This is a genomic window from Actinoallomurus acaciae (genome assembly GCF_042429965.1).
Taxonomy (GTDB): Bacteria; Actinomycetota; Actinomycetes; order Streptosporangiales; family Streptosporangiaceae; genus Actinoallomurus; species Actinoallomurus acaciae.
In genome coordinates, this window is record NZ_JBHLZP010000126.1 from 1 (window position 1) to 17860 (window position 17860).

Below are 17860 nucleotides of genomic sequence, written 5' to 3' on the forward strand. Positions count from 1 at the left end.
GCTCGCCCAGGCCGCCGCCAACCGCGCGGAGGCGACCGTGCTGGGCGGCCTGCCGAGCGGCTGGCGCAACGTGCCCTCACAGCCGCAGCGCGCCGCCTTCGACGACTCCGGGACCGTCCACGAGGTCGCCTACCGCCTCACGCGCACGGGCCTGGTCGCCGAGGGCCACGAGGACGTCTCGCTCGTCTCGGCGTCGCCGTACGCGGTCGTCCTGACGGCCGGCGGCGTGCGCCTGCGGTTCACGGTCGCGCGGCACGGGCGAGGGGTGTACGTGGACTCGGTGCTCGGCGCGGTGACGTTCACGCGGATCGAGCGCCTGCCCGACCCCGCCGAGCAGGTGGCGCCCGGCACCCTGCTCGCGCCCATGCCCGGTTCGGTGGTCCGGGTCGCGGTGAGCGAGGGCGACACGGTCGAACGCGGCCAGCCGATGCTGTGGCTGGAGGCGATGAAGATGGAACACCAGATCCTCGCCCCGGCGGGCGGCGTGGTGACCGCGCTGCACGCCGAGGTGGGAGCCCAGGTCGAGACCGGCGCGGTCCTCGCCGTCGTCACGGAGGAGTAGCCATGGAATCCCTCGTCCGGTACGCCGAGGACGCCGGTACGGCGACCGTCACCCTCGACTCGCCGCGCAACCGCAACGCCCTGTCGCGGCGCCTCGTCGCCGAGCTGCGCGAGGCGCTGACGACCGCGCTCGGCGACGACGGTGTCCGCGTCATCATGCTGACCGGCACCGGCACGGTGTTCTGCGCGGGCGCCGACCTGAAGGAGCAGTCGGCGGGCGGGCCGCCGCCGGACGTGCCCGGCCTCGTCGGGCTCATCTGGGACAGCCCCAAGCCGGTCGTGGCCCGCCTCAACGGTCCGGCGCGGGCGGGCGGCCTCGGCCTGGTGACCGCGTGCGACCTCGCCGTCGCCCCGGACACCGCGACGTTCGCCTTCACCGAGGTGCGCCTGGGCGTCGTGCCCGCCATGATCGCGGTGACGTGCCTGCGCCGCATGGACCCCCGCGCGGCGGCCGAGTACTTCCTCACCGGAGAGGTCTTCGACGCGCGCCGCGCCCAGGAGATCGGCCTGATCAACCGCGCCGTCCCGGCCGGGGAGCTGGACGCCGCGGTGGCCCACTACACCGGCATGCTCCTGCGCGGGGCCCCGGAGGCCCTGGCCATCGCCAAGCGGCTGCCGCGCACGGTCTCGGCCCTGACGGTCGAGGAGGGCTTCGCCCGGATGGCGGAGCTGTCCGCCGAGCGCTTCGGCTCCGAGGAGGCCAAAGAGGGCATCGCCGCCTTCCTGGAGAAGCGCGATCCCCGGTGGCTTCCCTGACCTGCTGCTACGGTGCGCGTTGTGACCTGTACCGTCCCACCGGTCGCGGCCGGGCCGCGGCCCCGCGCTGACCTTCGACCACGTTCCGGCGCCCGATGGACGGTGTGACGCTGACCCCGGAGGCGCCGGCGGTGAGCCGGCGGCTGCTCACCACCGAGATCTGGGTGGTCTTCGCCCTCTCGCTCGGCGCCAGCGGCGTCAGCGCGCTGCTCCAGCTCATCGCCGCTCTCACCGCACCGAAGTCGCTGGCGCGGCAGAAGGCGCTGCTGGTCGGCTCTCTCGCGCCCGGCCGTCCCTGGATCGACCTCGCCTTCCAGCTGCTCAACATCGCCATCGCGGTCGCGCCCGTGGCCCTCGTGGCGTACCTGCTGGTGCGCTCGGGGGAGTCGCTCGCCACCATCGGCGTCGACCGGACCCGGCCGGTGCGGGACACGGCGCGCGGTGCCGCGCTGGCCGCGGTGATCGGCGGCGGCGGGCTGGCGCTGTACCTGATCGCCTACCACTCCGGCGCGAACCTCACCGTCGTGCCCGCGCAGCTCCCGCCGGTGTGGTGGCGCATCCCCGTGCTGCTGCTGGCCGCCGCGCAGAACGGCGTGCTGGAGGAGGTGCTGGTCGCCGGATACCTGCTGCACCGGCTCTCCCAGCTCGGCTGGCGGCCGGGCCGTGCCCTGACGGTCAGTGCGCTGCTGCGCGGCTCGTACCACCTCTACCAGGGCTTCGGCGGCTTCGCCGGCAACGTGGTGATGGGCGTGATCTTCGGCCGGCTCTACCAGCGCTGGGGCCGCGCCACGCCCCTGATCGTCGCGCACACGCTCATCGACGGCGTGACGTTCGTCGGCTACACGCTCCTGCACGGCCACGTGTCCTGGCTGCCGTGAGGCGCCGTGGGGCCCGCCGGGCCCGGCTCGGCGGGGGAGGATGAGCGACATCTGCCGAAAAGGACACTCGGTGAACCGATAGCGTCTGACTCATGAGACTCGGTGTCCTCGATGTGGGCTCCAATACCGTGCATCTTCTGGTCGTGGACGCACACCAGGGCGCGGCGCCGCTGCCGGCCTTTTCGCACAAGGACGAGCTGCGGCTCGCCGCGCACCTGGAGGGCGGCGACCGGCTGTCCGACCTGGGCGCCGACCGGTTGCGCGCGTTCGTCGACGACGCTCTTCGCATCGCCGAGGACAAGGGCGTCGAGGAGGTCGTCGCCTTCGCGACCTCGGCGATCCGCGAGGCGGTCAACGGCGAGGAGGTCCTCAGCGACATCCGCGACCGCAGCGGCATCGACATCCCGGTGCTGTCCGGTGAGGACGAGGCACGGCTGACGTTCCTGGCCGCGCGTCGCTGGTTCGGCTGGTCGTCGGGACGGCTGCTCGTCCTGGACATCGGCGGGGGCTCCCTGGAGATCGCCTCCGGCGCCGACGAGGAGCCCGACGCGGCGGTGTCCCTGCCGCTCGGCGCCGGCCGCCTGACCCGCGACTGGTTCACCGCCGACCCGCCGCCGCCCGAGGAGGTGCGTCAGCTCCGCAAGCACGTCCGTACGACGATCGCCCGCGAGGTCGGCGGTGTCGTCCGGTACGGCGCGCCGGACCACGCGGTGGCGACCTCCAAGACGTTCCGGCAGCTCTCCCGCATCGCCGGCGCGGCCCCCTCCAACCAGGGGCCGCTCGTCCGCCGGGTGCTGTCCCACAAGCAGGTCACCGAGTGGGCCGAGCGGCTGCCGTCGATGACCGCGGCCGAACGCGCCGGGCTCCCCGGAGTCTCACAGGGGCGCGCGCCGCAGCTCCCGGCCGGCGCGATCGTGGCGGACGCCGCGATGGACCTCCTGGACGTCGGGGAGGCGGCCGTGTGCCCCTGGGCGCTGCGCGAAGGGGTGATCCTGCGCCGCCTGGACCTGCTGCCCCAGGAACGTTCCTGATCTCGCCGCGTCGGTCGTGTCAACGGCCGGGCCGCTTTTTCGTCATGGCCGCCGGTGGTGGAGTGATCAGGAGCTTTACCGGCGGAGAACCGAATTCCGTAAGGGGTGACCTCACCGCCGCGGTCAGTGCGACCGGTCAGGGCGGGAACCGGGATTCCGGAGCGGGGCCCGGCGGACGGGCCCCGTCGGACCGCCGGTCAGCGGTGGCGGACGACGTGGTGGTGAACCACGTGGTGGTGGACGACGACGTGGTGGTGAACCACGTGATGGGAGTGGCCGCAGGCCGAGAGTCCCAGGAGCGCCGGTACCAGCGCCATGCCCGCCACGGTCGCCGTACGAAGCCGCTTGACCTTCACGTTGCCCCTCCGATTTTCAGGCATTTTTCAGCTTCTATCCAGAAAGCCTGGATGAGCGTACAAGATCAGAGACGCAACGCGCGGACGCGCGGTTCCACTCAGGAACCGCGCGTCCGATGATCCCGGCGGTGGGGCGCCGTGGCCTGGGCGGCCGTCAAAGGTTCATGCAGGAGAGGGCGCGCTGGAACGCCGCCTTCTGACCGTCCGGACGGCCGGCCGCGCCGAGCAGCTCGGCGAGGTCGAACCAGGTGCGCGCCGCCGGCCGGTGCGCCTCCATCTTCTCCAGGTACTCCACGGCCTGGGAGAGGACGTCCATGGCCTCCTCGCGCCGGCCCAGCCGCTCGTACGCCTCGCCCAGCACGGTGTAGGCCTGCGCGATGGCGTGGCCCGCCGTCTCCTTCAGCAGCTCGGCCGCCCGCTTCGCGAGCACGGCCGCCTCCAGCGGGCGGTTGAGCGCCATCTCGGCCCGCGCCTGGATGGTGAGGCACCAGGCCGCGTCGACCGTGCTGGCCGAACTGGAGTCCAGCTCCCGCTCGGCCTTGAAGAGCACCTGCTGGGCCTCTTCCGCGCGTTCCGGACGCGCGGTCATCAAAAGCCAGGCGTACGCCGTGCGCAGACGGCTCAGGTTGCGGGGGTCGTCCACCTCGCCCAGCAGCGCGATCGCGCGCTCGGCGAGCTTGAGCCCGGCCTCGAACTCACCGCGCAGCTCCGCGACCAGACCCGCGTTCCAGTACGCGGCCATGAGCGCCCGCGGGGTGCCGATGGCCTCGGCGCGCTCGATCAGGGCCTGGGCGAGCTGGCTGGAGTACGCGAGGTCGCCTCGGTAGTAGTAGGCGCACAGGATGGTCGAGCCGAGCATCACCATCGCGTCGCTCCACTGGCCGCCTCCCTGCGTGAGCTGCTCCAGAGCGTGCTCGCCGGCGCTGATGCTCGCGGCCAGGTCACCCTGCTCGCGAAGGCAGCGGCTGAGGGCGGTGTGCAGTTCGGCCCAGTGGTCGGGGTCCGCCTGAGGCGACGTCAGGGCGATGGCGTGCTCAAGCTCGGCGATGGACTCCTCAAGGGCGCCGGTCGCCTCCAACGCGAGCGCGTGGCCCCAGCGCGCCTCGTGTGCGAGCGCGGGGAGGTCCGCGAGCGCCGGATGGGCCAGAACCTCGGCGAAGCAGGTACGGGCCTCGTCGGTGGCGCCGTTCTCCAGGGCGATCCGGGCGTACCGCAACGTCTCCTGCAGCCCGGTCATGGCCTCCTCGGTCACGCCGGTCGTGAGGTAGGCCGCCGAGCAGTCGAGCTTGCGCGCGAGGAGGGCCACCATGCTGGGCGCGGGGGTGCGCTTGCCGCTCTCGATGAGTGACACGTAGCTGTCGGAGAGTTCCGGCCACGCCAGCTGTGCCTGGGACATGTTCCTCCGCAGACGCAGGTTACGAATCCGTTCGCCCAGCGATTCTTGACTTGGCATCCCGCCCGCCTCTACAAGAAAGTGACAGAACCACACGAAAGGATAGAAAAGAATGTCACATCTTCGCAGGGGCGTCGTCCTCATCATCCTCGCCCTGCTCGGCTGGCTCATGGCCTTCGGCCCGGTCGGCGCGGTCTCGGCCACGGCGGCAGTGGCGTCCCCGGCAGCGCAGAGCGGCACCCTGATCGGCTGCTGCTAGGCCGTCGACCTGCTGATCCGCTGCTGAATGATGGATCCGCGAGCTCGGTTGCGGCAGCGGTGCACCCGACAGGGCATGTGCCTCGGCGACCCGCGAGCGCCGCAGGGTCGTGCCCAGCCGGATCCGGAGCAGACCGGCAGTGGCCGAGAGTGGCCGCTGCCGGGCGGGCCGATCAGCGGCCGGCCGGGGGGAGCCCGCTCGCAGAGCCGGGTCACGACGACGTCGGAATCTCCCCGGGCCGTCCATGGAATGAGCGTTGGAGTCGCTCTGTTGTGCAGAGACGCGGCGCCCTGTGAGGCGCCGCGTCTTCGACCGGACAGGAGCGGATGACATGGCCACGACGACACTGACCAGTGCCAACTTCGAGAAGACGGCGGCCGGCGAGGGCATCGTGCTGGTCGATTTCTGGGCGAGCTGGTGCGGTCCGTGCCGGATGTTCGCGCCGGTCTATGAGCGGGCGGCCGAAAAGCACGAGGACATCGTCTTCGGCAAGGTCGACACCGAGGCCGAGCAGGACCTGGCCGCGCGCTTCGACATCACCTCGATCCCCACGATCATGGCGATCCGTGACGGCGTCATCGTCTTCGCCCAGCCCGGCGCGCTGCCCGAGCCGGCCCTGGAGAACCTGATCGAACAGGTGCGCGCCCTCGACATGGACGACGTGCGCAGCCGTCTCGCCAAGTCCTGAGGGCACACGGTCCCGACGGCTCACGCCAGGATCGGGATCAGGCAGACCGCGAACACCCCGTAGAAGGCCGCCGCCCACGTGAGCGTACGGCCGGTGAAGCGGCCCGAGCCCAGTGCGACCAGCAAGAACAGCATCGCGATGATCGTGACGACGCCGGACAGCAGCAGCGGGCCGTCGAAGCGCCACGGCGTGAACAGGATGCCCAGTCCCGACGGGACGGTCGCCTGGATCATCATGGCGCCGCTGATGTTCGCCAGGGCGAGGCGGGTCTTGCCCTGGCGGACCCAGATGATGGCGTTCATGATCTCGGGCAGCTCGGTCGCGATCGGGGAGAGCAGCAGCGCGGTCACCGCCGCGGGCAGGCCGATCATCGGTCCGATCGCCTCCAGCGCGTGCACGAACAGCTGTGAGGCCACGAAGATGATCGCCAGGGTGACGAGGGCCTGGGTGACCACGGCCCAGGTGGCCGGGGTCGTGCGGCGCGGCTGCAGGCGCAGCGGCTCGACGTCGACCACGTCGTTCTCGCCGGCCGGCCCGCCGCGCAGCTCGCGCCAGAAGTAGACGCCGTACGCGGCGAAGAAGAGCAGCCCGAGCACGGGCTTGTACGCGAAGGCGACCAGGCCGAGCGCCACCTTGACCACGAAGATCGCGAGGAACCAGCGCTGGTCGCGGGCCAGCTTCCGCGTGTCGCCGACGTCCTCGCCGCCGTCGTCGTCCGCGGTCGCCTTACGTCGGCGTGTCAGGAGCATGAAGCCGGTCACCCCGTACGCCGCCGTGGCGAGGGCCAGCGGGCCGCCCATGGCCGCCCCGACGCCGATGTCCTTCTGCGCGGACCCGGAGCCGAAGACGACCGCCACGAACGTGACGACGCTCTCGGGCAGTGCGGTCCCGAAGGCCGCCAGCACCGTGCCGACCGCGAGGGGGCCGATCTTCAGGCGCAGTCCCAGCCACTCGACCGCGTTGACGAACCACTCGCAGGAAAGGTAGATCGCGACGGCACACGCCAGCAGGATCACCACGTGCAGCATGAAGTTCCCATCGATCATGTTGCCGTGAGACGAAAAAAGAGACCTCGGCCCACGGCGACGGACGTCACCTTTGGCCGAAGGTCTCGTCCACCCCAGAGGGGCCCGGGCACCGGGAGCGAGCGCTCCAGTATGTCGATGGCCGGCGAGCGGGACTACTCCCCTTCGCTTCCACCAGCCTACCGCCGGCGACCGGTGCCGTGTGCGGACGCCGACACGCGTCAACAAGCGGGCGCGCGGCGACGGGATCGGTTACCCTGGGACACATGCCAGGCGTGTATGTGACGACGACGCCGGGGACACCCCGGCGCATCGACCGCGCGCACTGACCGACGCGACGACGAGGCCCCGGGAGCGATCCCGGGGCCTCGTCGCGTCCCGTGGCCGCTCCCGCCGACAGGAGGAAGTTGACCATGGACAATGAGGCGTCCCGCGCCGGCGCACAGTCGGTAGCATTCGATGTCGACATCCCTGACCATCGAGGAGATTCCGTGTCTGAACTGCGCATCACCCTCGGCGGAGACGAGCGTGTGGTGGCGGCAGGCACCACTGCGGGCGAGGCGCTCGAAGCCGACGGCCGCACCGTCATCGCGGCGCGCGTGGGCGGGCAGCCCCGCGACCTTGCGTACGTCCTCGCCGACGGCGACGTCGTCGAGCCCATCGAGATCGGCTCCGACGAGGGCCTCGCGATCGTCCGCCACTCGGCGGCGCACGTCATGGCCCAGGCGGTGCAGGAGCTGTTCCCCAAGGCCCGGCTGGGCATCGGCCCGCCGGTGGAGAACGGCTTCTACTACGACTTCGACGTCGAGCAGCCCTTCCAGCCCGAGGACATCAAGCGCATCGAGAAGCGCATGCGCGAGATCGTCAAGCAGGGCCAGTCCTTCTCCCGCCGGGTCGTCACCGACACCGGCGCTCGCGAGGAGCTCGCCGACGAGCCGTACAAGCTGGAGCTGATCGGTCTCAAGGGCGCCGCCGCGGACGAGGAGAGCGTGGAGGTCGGCGGGGGAGAGCTGACCATCTATGACAACCTCGACGCCAAGTCCGGCGAGCTGCGCTGGAAGGACCTGTGCCGTGGCCCGCACGTGCCCAGCACCCGCGTGATCCCGGCGTTCAAGCTGATGCGCACCGGCGGTGCGTACTGGCGCGGCAGCGAGAAGAACCCCCAGCTCCAGCGGATCTACGGCACCGCGTGGGACTCGCGTGACCGGCAGGACGCCTACCTGAAGATGCTGGAGGAGGCCGAGAAGCGCGACCACCGCAGGCTCGGCGCCGAGCTCGACCTGTTCTCCTTCCCGCCGGAGATCGGCAGCGGTCTCCCGGTCTTCCACCCCAAGGGCGGCACCGTCCGCAAGGCGCTGGAGGACTACTCGCGCAAGCGGCACGAGGAGTCGGGCTATGAGTTCGTCTCCACCCCGCACATCACCAAGAGCACCCTGTTCGAGACCTCCGGGCACCTGCCCTGGTACGGCGAGGACATGTTCCCGCCCTTCGAGATGGACGGGGCGGAGTACCGCCTCAAGCCGATGAACTGCCCGATGCACAACCTGGTCTTCAAGGCGCGCGGGCGGTCGTACCGGGAGCTTCCGCTGCGCCTGTTCGAGCTGGGCACCGTCTACCGGTTCGAGAAGTCCGGTGTGGCGCACGGCCTCACCCGGGTGCGCGGCTTCACCATGGACGACTCGCACATCTACTGCACCCCGGAGCAGCGGAGCGACGAGCTCAAGAGCCTGCTGAACTTCGTGCTCGACCTGCTGCGCGAGTACGGGCTGAGCGAGTTCTACCTGGAGCTGTCCACCAAGGACGACTCCGACAAGTTCATCGGCTCGGACGAGGACTGGGCGGAGGCCACCGCCGCCCTGCGGGACGCCGCCGAGGAGTCCGGCCTGGAGCTGGTCGACGACCCGGGCGGCGCGGCCTTCTACGGCCCGAAGATCTCGGTGCAGGCCAAGGACGCGATCGGCCGCACCTGGCAGCTCTCCACCATCCAGGTCGACTTCAACCAGCCGAAGCGTTTCGGGCTCGAATACCAGGCCGCCGACGGTACCCGGAAGACCCCGGTCATGATCCACCGGGCGCTGTTCGGCTCGATCGAGCGGTTCTTCGGGATCCTGCTGGAGCACTACGCGGGCGCGCTGCCGCCGTGGCTTTCGCCGGTGCAGGTGGTGGGCATCCCGATCGCCGACGACCACGTGGAATACCTGGAGCAGGTCGCCGCGCGCCTGCGCGAGCGCGGCATCCGGGTGGAGGTCGACACCTCCTCGGACCGGATGCAGAAGAAGATCCGCAACGCGCAGAAGCAGAAGATCCCGTACATGCTGCTCGCGGGCGACGACGATGTGGCCAAGGGCGCCGTGTCGTTCCGCTACCGCAGCGGCGAGCAGAACAACGCCGTCCCCGTCGCCGACGCGATCGAGGAGATCGTCAAGGCCATCGAGGAGCGCGTGCAGATCTGACCGCGGCCCCCTGGCCGCCACGGACGGCGGCCAGGGGACCGAGGGCGGAGGGGCCGTCACCCGGACGCTCGGTCACAGCGGGAACAGGAAGCTTGGGTTGTCCAGGTAGAACAGGCCCAGCCCGGCCGCCACACAGAGCGCCGAGACCAGCCAGAACCGCACGACGATGGTGGTCTCGGCCCACCCGGAGAGCTCGAAGTGGTGCTGCAGGGGCGCCATCTTGAAGACGCGTCTCCTCGTCGTCTTGAAGGACCCGACCTGGATGATCACCGACAGGGTGATGATCACCGGTAGCCCGGCGAGGACGACCAGGAGTATCTCGGTCTGGGTGCTCAGGGCCAGGCCGACGATGACGCCGCCGAGCGCCAGGGACCCGGTGTCGCCCATGAAGATCTTGGCCGGCGGGGCGTTCCACCACAGGAACCCGATCAGGGCGCCGAGCGCGGCGGCGGCGACCACGGCGAGGTCGAGCGGATCGCGGACCGTGTAGCAGTGGGGTTCGAGCGTGAGCGTGCAGCTGCCGCGGAGTTGCCTGTCGCTGATCAGGATGTACGCGCCGAGGACCATGCCCACCGCGCCGGCGGCGAGACCGTCCAGGCCATCGGTCAGGTTCACCGCGTTGGACGTGCCGGCGATCATGGCGAGTGCCCAGAGCACGCACAGCCAGGGCCCGAGGGAGGGCCCGAAGTCGCGGAGGAACGACAGGTGGGTGGTGGCGGGGGTCATGCCGTAGCCGTTGGGGAACCGCAGCGACAGCAGCGCGAAGACCCCGCCGACGACGATGATGCCGATCATCTTCGCGCCACTGCGCAGGCCCAGGCTGCGCTGCTTGAAGACCTTGATGTAATCGTCCACGAAACCGACCAGGCCGAGGCCCGTCATCAGGAACAGGACGAGCGCGCCGGAGACGGTCGGCCGCGTGACCGTGGCCAGATGCGCGATCGCGTACCCGGCCAGCGCGGCGACGATCAACACGGTGCCGCCCATCGTGGGCGTGCCGCGCTTGCCGAGATGGGACCGCGGCCCCTCCTCACGAACCATCTGGCCGTAGCCGAGCCTGCGTACGACGCGAATCCACAAAGGCGTGGCCAGCAACCCGATGACCAGCGAAAGTATCGCGGCCACAAGGATGGTCCTCACGCGTCATCACCCTCTCTGACCGGCGGTGCCGCGGTCGACACCACCCCGAATCTTGATCAACGGATCGTCCCATCCGAACGCGCCCTCCGCACCGGAAGCCACCGCATTGCCGGGTCGTTTCGCGTTGAATGCCGGGTCGTCTCGCGTTGGCCGGGTCACCCGGAAGGGGCGGAGCGGCCCGGCGGTCCTATGCTTCTGGCATGACCGAGCCCAAGCCTGAGGAGCAGTTCGGCGTCGGGGACCCCGACCAGTTCCAGCGTCTGTGGACCCCCCACCGGATGGCGTACATCAAGGGTGAGAGCAAGCCCACCGGCTTGGGCCCGGACGACGGCTGCCCGTTCTGCGAGATCCCCAGGATGGACGACGCGGAGGGCCTGATCGTCCGGCGCGGGGAGTACGCCTACGCGGTGCTCAACCTGTACCCCTACAACTCCGGGCACCTGCTCGTGTGCCCGTTCCGCCACGTGAGCGACTACACCGAGCTGGACGACGCCGAGACCGTCGAGCTGGCACTGCTCACCAAGCGGTCCCTGACCGCGCTGCGCAAGGCGAGCGGCGCCCACGGCTTCAACGTCGGCATGAACCTCGGCACCGTCGCGGGCGCCGGCATCGCCGCGCACCTCCACCAGCACGTTGTCCCCCGCTGGGGCGGCGACACCAACTTCATGCCGGTCATCGGCCAGACCCGCGTGCTGCCGCAGCTGCTCCGCGACACCCGCCAGATCATCGCGGACGCCTGGCCGCTGGACTGAGAGACCCCCGGAGAGGCGGTCATGCGCCCGATCCTGCTGTACGACGGCGACTGCGGCTTCTGCACGGCCTCCGCGCGGTTCATCGAGCGGCACATCCCGACGAAGGCGCGGATGAGCCCGTACCAGTCCGTGGACCTGGCGGCGCTCGGCACGACCGCCGAACGCGCGAGCGGCGAGGTGCTCTGGGCCGAGCGGGACCGCGTGCGCGGCGGCGCGCAGGCGATCGCGAGCCTCCTCATCGACGCGGGCGGGGCGTGGCGGCCGCTCGGCCTGCTGATCCGTGTGCCGCCGTTCGGCTGGATCGCCGCCGGCGTCTACCATCTCGTCACCGTCAACCGCTTCCGTCTGCCCGGCGGCACTCCCGCGTGCCGGCTGCCCTCGTCCGAACGCCCCGGCGCCGCCGGCCCGTACGGCTGAGCGGGCCCCGGGTCAGGTCGTGGCGGTCCCGGTCTGCGCGGCGGCGAGCAGGTCGGGCACGGTGACGAACTCGAACCCCTTCGCCCGCAGGCCGCGGATCATCGCGGGCAGGCCGCGGATGGCGATCAGCCGGTCGCGGTGGCCCGTGTCGTGCGCGAGGAGGATGGTGCCGGGCTCGGTGCTGTCGACGATGTAGTCGACGAGCCGCCCGGGCGGGTGGCCGAGGTAGGCCTCGCGCATCTTCAGCGACCACAGCACCACGTGGTAGCCGAGCGCACCCGCGGCGCTCACCGTGGTGCCGCCGATGTTGCCCATCGGGGGTCGCAGCAGGCGGGGCTCCTTGCCGGTGACCTTGGCGATCATGGTGTGCGCCCGGTGCATCGCCTGGTACGCCTGCGGGTGGGTCATGCGGGTCAGGTCCTTGTGCGCCCAGGTGTGGTTGCCGACCGCGTGCCGGTCCATCCGGCCGTGGATCAGCCGGGCGTTGTCGCGCACCCGCGCTCCCACGAGGAAGAACGTCGCGGGGATCCGCTCCTCGTCGAGGATGTCGTGCACCATGGGCGTCCAGTTCGGCATCGGCCCGTCGTCGAAGGTCAGGGCCACCAGCCGCTGCGAGGTGTCGACCGCCCACGAGATGTCGACGTGCGCGGGGGAGGGGCGCCAGGGCCCGTCCGTCGGCACGCCGATCGCCGAGACGGGCGTGCCGGGCATCGCGTCGGCGTCGTCCAGTAAACCGCCGGCCGCGAGTCCGCCCAGCGTGCCGGCCGCGCCCGCCATCACCCCCGCGACCGTGCCGGCCCGGCCCACCGCCCGCAGGATCGACCGTCGCGGCCGCGCGTTCGCGGCACTCGCCGTGCCCTCCGTCGCGTCCGTCACCGCGGCCACCGCCCGCCACGGGTGTTCTCGCTCGCCCCCGAGTCACTCATGAGACCGATAATCGCAAACCGAGGGTTAACACTGCGTCATCCGCGAGGAGGAACACGGCCTCGCCTCGAGGAGGAGACGCGCCGGTCCCGCACCCGTGCGGGACCGGCCACGGCGGCTCAGGAATCGGCGACCATCTTGTCGGCGAGCTGCGACGGCAGCGGTTCGTACCGCAGGAACGTCCGGCTGAACGTTCCCGTGCCGTGCGACATCGACCGCAGGTCGATCGCGTACCGCGTGATCTCCAGCTCCGGCACCTCGGCCTTGATGAGGGAGCGTCCCCCCGCGACCGTCTCGCTGCCCAGCACGCGCCCGCGCCGGGACGACAGGTCCGACATCACCGCGCCGACGTAGTCGTCGGCCACGAGGACCGCGACCTCGTCCACGGGTTCGAGCAGCAGGACCTTGGCCTTGGTGGCGGCGTCCTTGAGGGCGAGCTGGCCCGCCGTCTGGAAGGCCATGTCGGAGGAGTCCACCGAGTGCGCCTTGCCGTCGTACAGGGTGACCCTGATGTCGACCATCGGGTACCCCGCCAGGACGCCGCGGTCCATCTGGACGCGCACGCCCTTCTCGACCGACGGGATGAACTGCCGCGGCACCACGCCGCCGACGATCTTGTCGGCGAACTCGAAGCCCGTGCCCGACGACAGCGGCTCCACCTCGACGTGGCAGATGGCGTACTGCCCGTGCCCGCCGCTCTGCTTGACGTGCCGGCCGAGGCCCTGGGCCGCGCCGCCGAAAGTCTCGCGCAGCGGCACCCGCAGGGGCACCGTCTCGACCTCGACGCCGTAGCGGGTGCTCAGCCGGTCCAGCAGCACGTCGGCGTGGGCCTCGCCCATGTTCCACAGCACGAGCTGGCGGGTCTCGGAGTTGTTCTCCAGCCGCAGCGTCGGGTCCTCGGCCACGAGCCGCCCCAGCGCCTGGGACAGCTTGTCCTCATCGGCCTTTGACTTGGCCTGGATCGCCGTCGGCAGCAGCGGGTCCGGCATCGACCACGGGGCCATCAGCAGCGGCCGTTCCTTGGCCGAGATCGTGTCGCCGGTCTCGGCGTGGGTGAGCTTGGCCACCGCGCAGATGTCGCCCGCCACGCAGGAGGAGACCGTGCGTTGCAGCTTGCCGAGCGGCGAGGTCAGCGCGCCGACGCGCTCATCGATGTCGTGGTCCTCGTGCCCGCGGTCCTCCATGCCGTGCCCGGAGACGTGGACCGTCGCGTCGGGCGTGAGCGTGCCGCTGAACACGCGGACCAGCGAGATCCGCCCGACGTACGGGTCGGAGGCCGTCTTGACCACCTCGGCCACGAGTGGCCCGTCGGCGGCGCAGGTCAGGGCGCCGGCCGGCGAGCCGTCGGTCGTGGTCACCTCCGGGATGCCGTGCTCCAGCGGCGACGGGAACGCCTGGGTGATCACCTCGAGCAGCTCGACCATGCCGATCACCGGGCCGGGGTGGTCGCCGTGCGGCACGGACGTGGTCAGGACCGGGTAGAAGCTGCCCCGCGCGACCGCCTTCTCCAGGTCCTCCACGAGCGCCTTGACGTCGATCTCCTCACCGGACAGGTAGCGGTCCATGAGGGTCTCGTCCTCGCTCTCCTGGATGATCCCCTCGATGAGGGCGCCGCGCTGCTCCGACAGGCGGTCCAGGAACTCGGGGTCGGGTTCGCGCTCGGCGCGGGAGCCGGAGGAGTAGTCGATGCACTTTTGCGACAGCAGCGCGATCAGCCCGGCCTCGCACGGGAAGTAACACGGCAGGACGCCGTCGCCGAAGGCGTCCTGGCACTCGGTCAGCACCTCGTCGAAGTCGCCCCGCTGCTGGTCGATCTTGGTGATGACCACGGCGCGCGGCATGCCGACCGCCGCGCACTCCTCCCACAGGTTGCGCGTGACGCCGTCGATGCCGTCGACCGCCGAGACCACGAACAGCGCGGCGTCCGCGGCGCGCAGGCCGGCGCGCAGGTCGCCGACGAAGTCGGCGTAACCGGGGGTGTCCAGCAGGTTGACCTTGACGCCCGCGTGCTCGAACGACGCCAGCGAGAGGTTCACCGAGCGCTGCTGGCGCATCTCCACTTCGTCATAGTCACTGACCGTCGAGCCGTCCTCGACGCGACCGGGCCGCTGGATCGTACCGGTCGCAGCGAGCAGCGCCTCGACGAGAGTCGTCTTCCCCGCCCCGGAATGGCCGACCAACGCGATATTGCGTATCTTCTCGGGTTGGTCGACCGATGGTGCCCTGCCGGCGGCTCCTTGGGGACCAGCTTTATCCGCCACGCGCCCACCTCCATTGGGAGACCTGGGTGTGACGGGCGCCACACCCGTGGTCACCACCCTTACGGTCTTGGCCTCATATCACAAGGGGGTGACCGGCAAACGCTCGAGTCCTCCTGTATTCAGCCCTTCCCACCTGGGCCGACGCCACGCACTACGATTGGCCCGCCGGGGGAGTTCGGGCACGATCGGGCGGGATCCGCCGGTTGCGCGCGCAATACACGAGCGTGAACACCGCAACCGCATCACATGACAAGGACGGGAATGCTCAACCAAATACGGCCGGCGCTCTCACGGGTCACCTCGCCGGTCGGACACGCGCTGGCCCGCACCGGCGTGACACCCAACACGGTCACCATCGTCGGCACTCTCGGTGTCGTCGTCGGCGCGCTGGCCTTCTACCCCTTCGGACAGTTCTTCTGGGGGACGGTCGTCATTACGATTTTCGTCTTCTTCGACCTGTTCGATGGGGCCGTGGCGCGAGTGACCGGGAAGACGAGCCGCTTCGGCGCCTTCCTCGACTCGAACATGGACCGCGTCTCGGACGCGGCGATCTTCACGGGGCTGATCCTGCGGTACGCCGGCCGGGATCACAACGACATGCTCCTCGTCTGCCTCGCCCTGTTCTGCCTGGTCTCGGGGGTGCTCGTCTCGTACGCGCGCGCCCGCGCCGAGGGCATGGGCCTGAACGCCACGATCGGCATCGCCGAACGCGGCGAGCGGCTGATCGTCAGCCTGGTCGCGATCGGCCTGACCGGTCTCGGCGTGCCGTACGTCCTGGCGATCGGCCTGTGGCTGCTCTCCATCGCCAGCGCGATCACGGTGGCCCAGCGCTACATCGCCGTACGGCGCCAGGTGGAGGCCGGGGAGCTCTCATGAGGGTCCGATGAGGGACGAGGTGGCCGACGCCGCCTACGGCCTGGGCTGGGCGGCGGTCCGCCACATGCCGGAGCCGGTCGCGCATGAGATCTTCATGCTCATCGCCGACCGCGCCTGGCAGCGCCACGGCCGCGGCGTCCGCCAGCTCGAGAAGAACCTCCGGCGGGTCGTCGGCGACGGGCCGTCCGAAGACGAGCTGCGCCGGCTGAGCCGCAGGGGCATGCGCTCGTACTTCCGCTACTGGCTGGAGTCCTTCCGCCTGCCGTCGATGAGCCGCGAGCGCATCCTGTCCGGCATGCGCATCACCGGCGTCGAGGAGCTCTACAAGGACCTCGACGCCGGACGCGGCGTGGTCGTCGCGCTGCCGCACATGGGCAACTGGGACCACGCCGGAGCGTGGATCGCGCTGTCGGGCACGCCGTTCACGACGGTCATGGAGCGCCTCAAGCCCGAGTCCCTGTACGACCGGTTCGTCGCCTACCGGGCGCGCCTCGGCATGGAGGTGCTGCCCGCCACGGGCGGCGCGGACGACGTGTTCGCCACTCTGGCCCGGCGGCTGGACGACGGCGGGCTGGTCTGCCTCGTCGCCGACCGCGACCTGACCAGGACCGGCGTCGAGGTCGACTTCTTCGGACGCGCGGCCAGGTTCCCGGCCGGCCCGGCCGCCCTGGCCGTGCGCACCGGCGCCGCGCTCCGCCCGGCCACCCTGTGGTACGAAGGCGCCGACTGGGGGGTCCGGGTGCACGACGAGATCGCCGTGCCGGGCGGTGATGACGACGTTCCGGCGATGACGCAGTCCGTCGCCCGCACCTTCCAGCAGGGCATCGCCGCCCACCCGGAGGACTGGCACATGCTCCAGCGCGTCTGGGTGGAGGACCTTTGACCGCGCCCCGCCTCGGAGGGCGGGGGGCTCCTGCCGGAGTGCGTTCCGAAATGGCACGCTGGACATCGCGGGCAAGAACAAGATCAGTGACGAGGAGTGGAAGAAAGGACCGGAAAGACGGCTATGAACTTTTCGTGCTCGGGCCCGTCCCGGCCTTGCCGGGCCACCACTTCCGGGGGCCGGATTCCGCACCGCTCTGACGAGCCACGCCTCCTCCGGACTCATCGGTGAGGGTCGGCATCGTCTGTCCGTACACCTGGGACGTCCCCGGTGGCGTCCAGTCGCACGTGCGCGATCTCACCGAGGCGCTGTTCGCCTCCGGGCACGAGGTCTCGGTGATCGCGCCGGCCGACGACACCGAGGCCTCCTCCGGCGCGGCTCCGCTGCCGCCGTACGTCGTGTCGGCCGGGCGCGCGGTGCCGGTGCCCTTCAACGGGTCGATCGCGCGGCTGTCGTTCGGCTTCCTGTCCGCGAGCCGCGTGCGCCGCTGGATCCGCGACGGCCGGTTCGACGTGCTCCACGTGCACGAGCCCGCGTCGCCGTCGCTCGGCCTGCTGGCCTGCTGGGCCGCCGACGGGCCGATCGTCGCCACCTTCCACGCGTCGTTCGAACGCTCCCGCGCCCTGTCGGCGGCCGGCCCGATCCTGCAGAGCGCGCTGGAGAAGATCACCGCGCGCATCGCGGTGTCGGAGAAGGCGCGCAAGACGCTCGTCGAACACCTCGGCGGAGACGCCGTGCTCATCCCCAACGGCGTGACGACCGAGCGGTACGCCATGGCGGAGCCGCTGCAGGGCTGGCCCGGCGACGACGGGGCCCTCGGCTTCCTGGGCCGCATGGACGAGCACCGCAAGGGCCTGCCCGTGCTGCTGCGGGCCTTTGAGACCCTCGGGGCCGAGCGCCCCGGGCTGCGGCTGCTGCTGGCCGGTCCCGGCGACGCCGCCGACGTACGCGCCCGGGTCCCCCCGGAGCTGCGCGACCGCGTCGTCGTCCTCGGCCTGGTCAGCGAGGCCGACAAGATCCGCATGCTGCACTCCGTCGACGTCTTCGTCGCGCCCAACACCGGAGGGGAGAGCTTCGGCATCGTGCTCGCCGAGGCGATGTCGGCCGGCGCGCCGATCCCGGCCAGCGACATCCCGGCTCTCAGTCGCCTGCTGCTCGGCGGGCGCGCCGGCGCGCTGTTCCCGGTCGGCGACGCGGCGGCGCTGGC

At 71.0% G+C, this 17860-nt stretch carries 18 protein-coding genes; 12 read left to right on the top strand and 6 right to left on the bottom strand.

Annotated elements, in window-relative coordinates:
* The 4 genes from ACFFNX_RS18580 to ACFFNX_RS18595 form a co-directional block, all read left to right on the top strand.
* The coding region (locus tag ACFFNX_RS18580) for an acyl-CoA carboxylase biotin carboxyl carrier protein subunit (protein ID WP_378203318.1) at nt 1–562 on the top strand (562 nt) is incomplete at its 5' end.
* 2 nt (nt 563–564) lie between these two features.
* Entirely contained in the window at nt 565–1317 is a 753-nt protein-coding gene (locus ACFFNX_RS18585; protein ID WP_378203321.1) for an enoyl-CoA hydratase-related protein, read from the top strand.
* Between the two features lie 104 nt (nt 1318–1421).
* The gene (locus ACFFNX_RS18590; protein ID WP_378203324.1) at nt 1422–2195 is read left to right on the top strand and encodes a CPBP family intramembrane glutamic endopeptidase; all 774 of its coding nucleotides are present in this window, start codon (nt 1422–1424) and stop codon (nt 2193–2195) included.
* 92 nt (nt 2196–2287) lie between these two features.
* Nucleotides 2288–3226, top strand: coding sequence for a Ppx/GppA family phosphatase (locus tag ACFFNX_RS18595; RefSeq protein WP_378203328.1), 939 nt, complete (start codon nt 2288–2290; stop codon nt 3224–3226).
* 197 nt (nt 3227–3423) lie between these two features.
* On the opposite strand, the gene ACFFNX_RS18600 is transcribed toward ACFFNX_RS18595, so the two are convergent.
* Complete coding sequence (locus tag ACFFNX_RS18600; RefSeq protein ID WP_378203331.1) at nt 3424–3582, bottom strand: hypothetical protein; 159 nt, start codon at nt 3580–3582, stop codon at nt 3424–3426.
* Nucleotides 3583–3736: 154 nt separating this feature from the next.
* The gene (locus ACFFNX_RS18605) at nt 3737–5035 is read right to left on the bottom strand and encodes a helix-turn-helix domain-containing protein (RefSeq protein ID WP_378203334.1); all 1299 of its coding nucleotides are present in this window, start codon (nt 5033–5035) and stop codon (nt 3737–3739) included.
* 52 nt (nt 5036–5087) lie between these two features.
* Here ACFFNX_RS18605 and ACFFNX_RS18610 point away from each other — a divergent pair, with 52 nt between their 5' ends.
* Complete coding sequence (locus tag ACFFNX_RS18610; RefSeq protein WP_378203337.1) at nt 5088–5234, top strand: hypothetical protein; 147 nt, start codon at nt 5088–5090, stop codon at nt 5232–5234.
* 331 nt (nt 5235–5565) lie between these two features.
* Nucleotides 5566–5922 (top strand): thioredoxin, encoded by a 357-nt coding sequence (gene trxA / locus ACFFNX_RS18615; RefSeq protein ID WP_378203340.1) that lies wholly within the window; start codon nt 5566–5568, stop codon nt 5920–5922.
* Between the two features lie 20 nt (nt 5923–5942).
* Here trxA and ACFFNX_RS18620 read toward each other — a convergent pair whose 3' ends face one another.
* Complete coding sequence (locus tag ACFFNX_RS18620; RefSeq protein WP_378203343.1) at nt 5943–6968, bottom strand: sodium:calcium antiporter; 1026 nt, start codon at nt 6966–6968, stop codon at nt 5943–5945.
* Between the two features lie 446 nt (nt 6969–7414).
* Here ACFFNX_RS18620 and thrS point away from each other — a divergent pair, with 446 nt between their 5' ends.
* Complete coding sequence (gene thrS, locus ACFFNX_RS18625; protein WP_378203371.1) at nt 7415–9400, top strand: threonine--tRNA ligase; 1986 nt, start codon at nt 7415–7417, stop codon at nt 9398–9400.
* A gap of 72 nt (nt 9401–9472) precedes the next feature.
* Here thrS and mraY read toward each other — a convergent pair whose 3' ends face one another.
* Nucleotides 9473–10540 (bottom strand): phospho-N-acetylmuramoyl-pentapeptide-transferase, encoded by a 1068-nt coding sequence (gene mraY, locus ACFFNX_RS18630; protein WP_378203346.1) that lies wholly within the window; start codon nt 10538–10540, stop codon nt 9473–9475.
* Between the two features lie 200 nt (nt 10541–10740).
* On the opposite strand from mraY, the gene ACFFNX_RS18635 reads away from it, so the two are divergent.
* Both ACFFNX_RS18635 and ACFFNX_RS18640 read left to right on the top strand, forming a co-directional pair.
* On the top strand, nt 10741–11292 hold the full coding sequence (locus tag ACFFNX_RS18635) for an HIT family protein (protein ID WP_378203349.1): 552 nt from the start codon (nt 10741–10743) through the stop codon (nt 11290–11292).
* A gap of 21 nt (nt 11293–11313) precedes the next feature.
* Complete coding sequence (locus ACFFNX_RS18640; protein ID WP_378203352.1) at nt 11314–11709, top strand: thiol-disulfide oxidoreductase DCC family protein; 396 nt, start codon at nt 11314–11316, stop codon at nt 11707–11709.
* Between the two features lie 12 nt (nt 11710–11721).
* Here the strand turns inward: ACFFNX_RS18640 and ACFFNX_RS18645 are convergent, their stop codons facing one another.
* A complete protein-coding gene (locus tag ACFFNX_RS18645) occupies nt 11722–12585 on the bottom strand; it encodes a polysaccharide deacetylase family protein (RefSeq protein ID WP_378203355.1) in 864 nt (287 codons plus the stop codon).
* Between the two features lie 167 nt (nt 12586–12752).
* Nucleotides 12753–14894 (bottom strand): elongation factor G-like protein EF-G2, encoded by a 2142-nt coding sequence (locus ACFFNX_RS18650; protein ID WP_378203358.1) that lies wholly within the window; start codon nt 14892–14894, stop codon nt 12753–12755.
* A gap of 261 nt (nt 14895–15155) precedes the next feature.
* On the opposite strand from ACFFNX_RS18650, the gene pgsA reads away from it, so the two are divergent.
* The 3 genes from pgsA to ACFFNX_RS18665 all read left to right on the top strand — a co-directional run.
* A complete protein-coding gene (pgsA, locus tag ACFFNX_RS18655) occupies nt 15156–15770 on the top strand; it encodes a phosphatidylinositol phosphate synthase (protein ID WP_378203362.1) in 615 nt (204 codons plus the stop codon).
* 7 nt (nt 15771–15777) lie between these two features.
* Nucleotides 15778–16653, top strand: coding sequence for a phosphatidylinositol mannoside acyltransferase (locus tag ACFFNX_RS18660; protein ID WP_378203365.1), 876 nt, complete (start codon nt 15778–15780; stop codon nt 16651–16653).
* 227 nt (nt 16654–16880) lie between these two features.
* Nucleotides 16881–17860: glycosyltransferase family 4 protein (locus ACFFNX_RS18665; RefSeq protein ID WP_378203368.1), on the top strand; the 980-nt coding region annotated here is incomplete at its 3' end.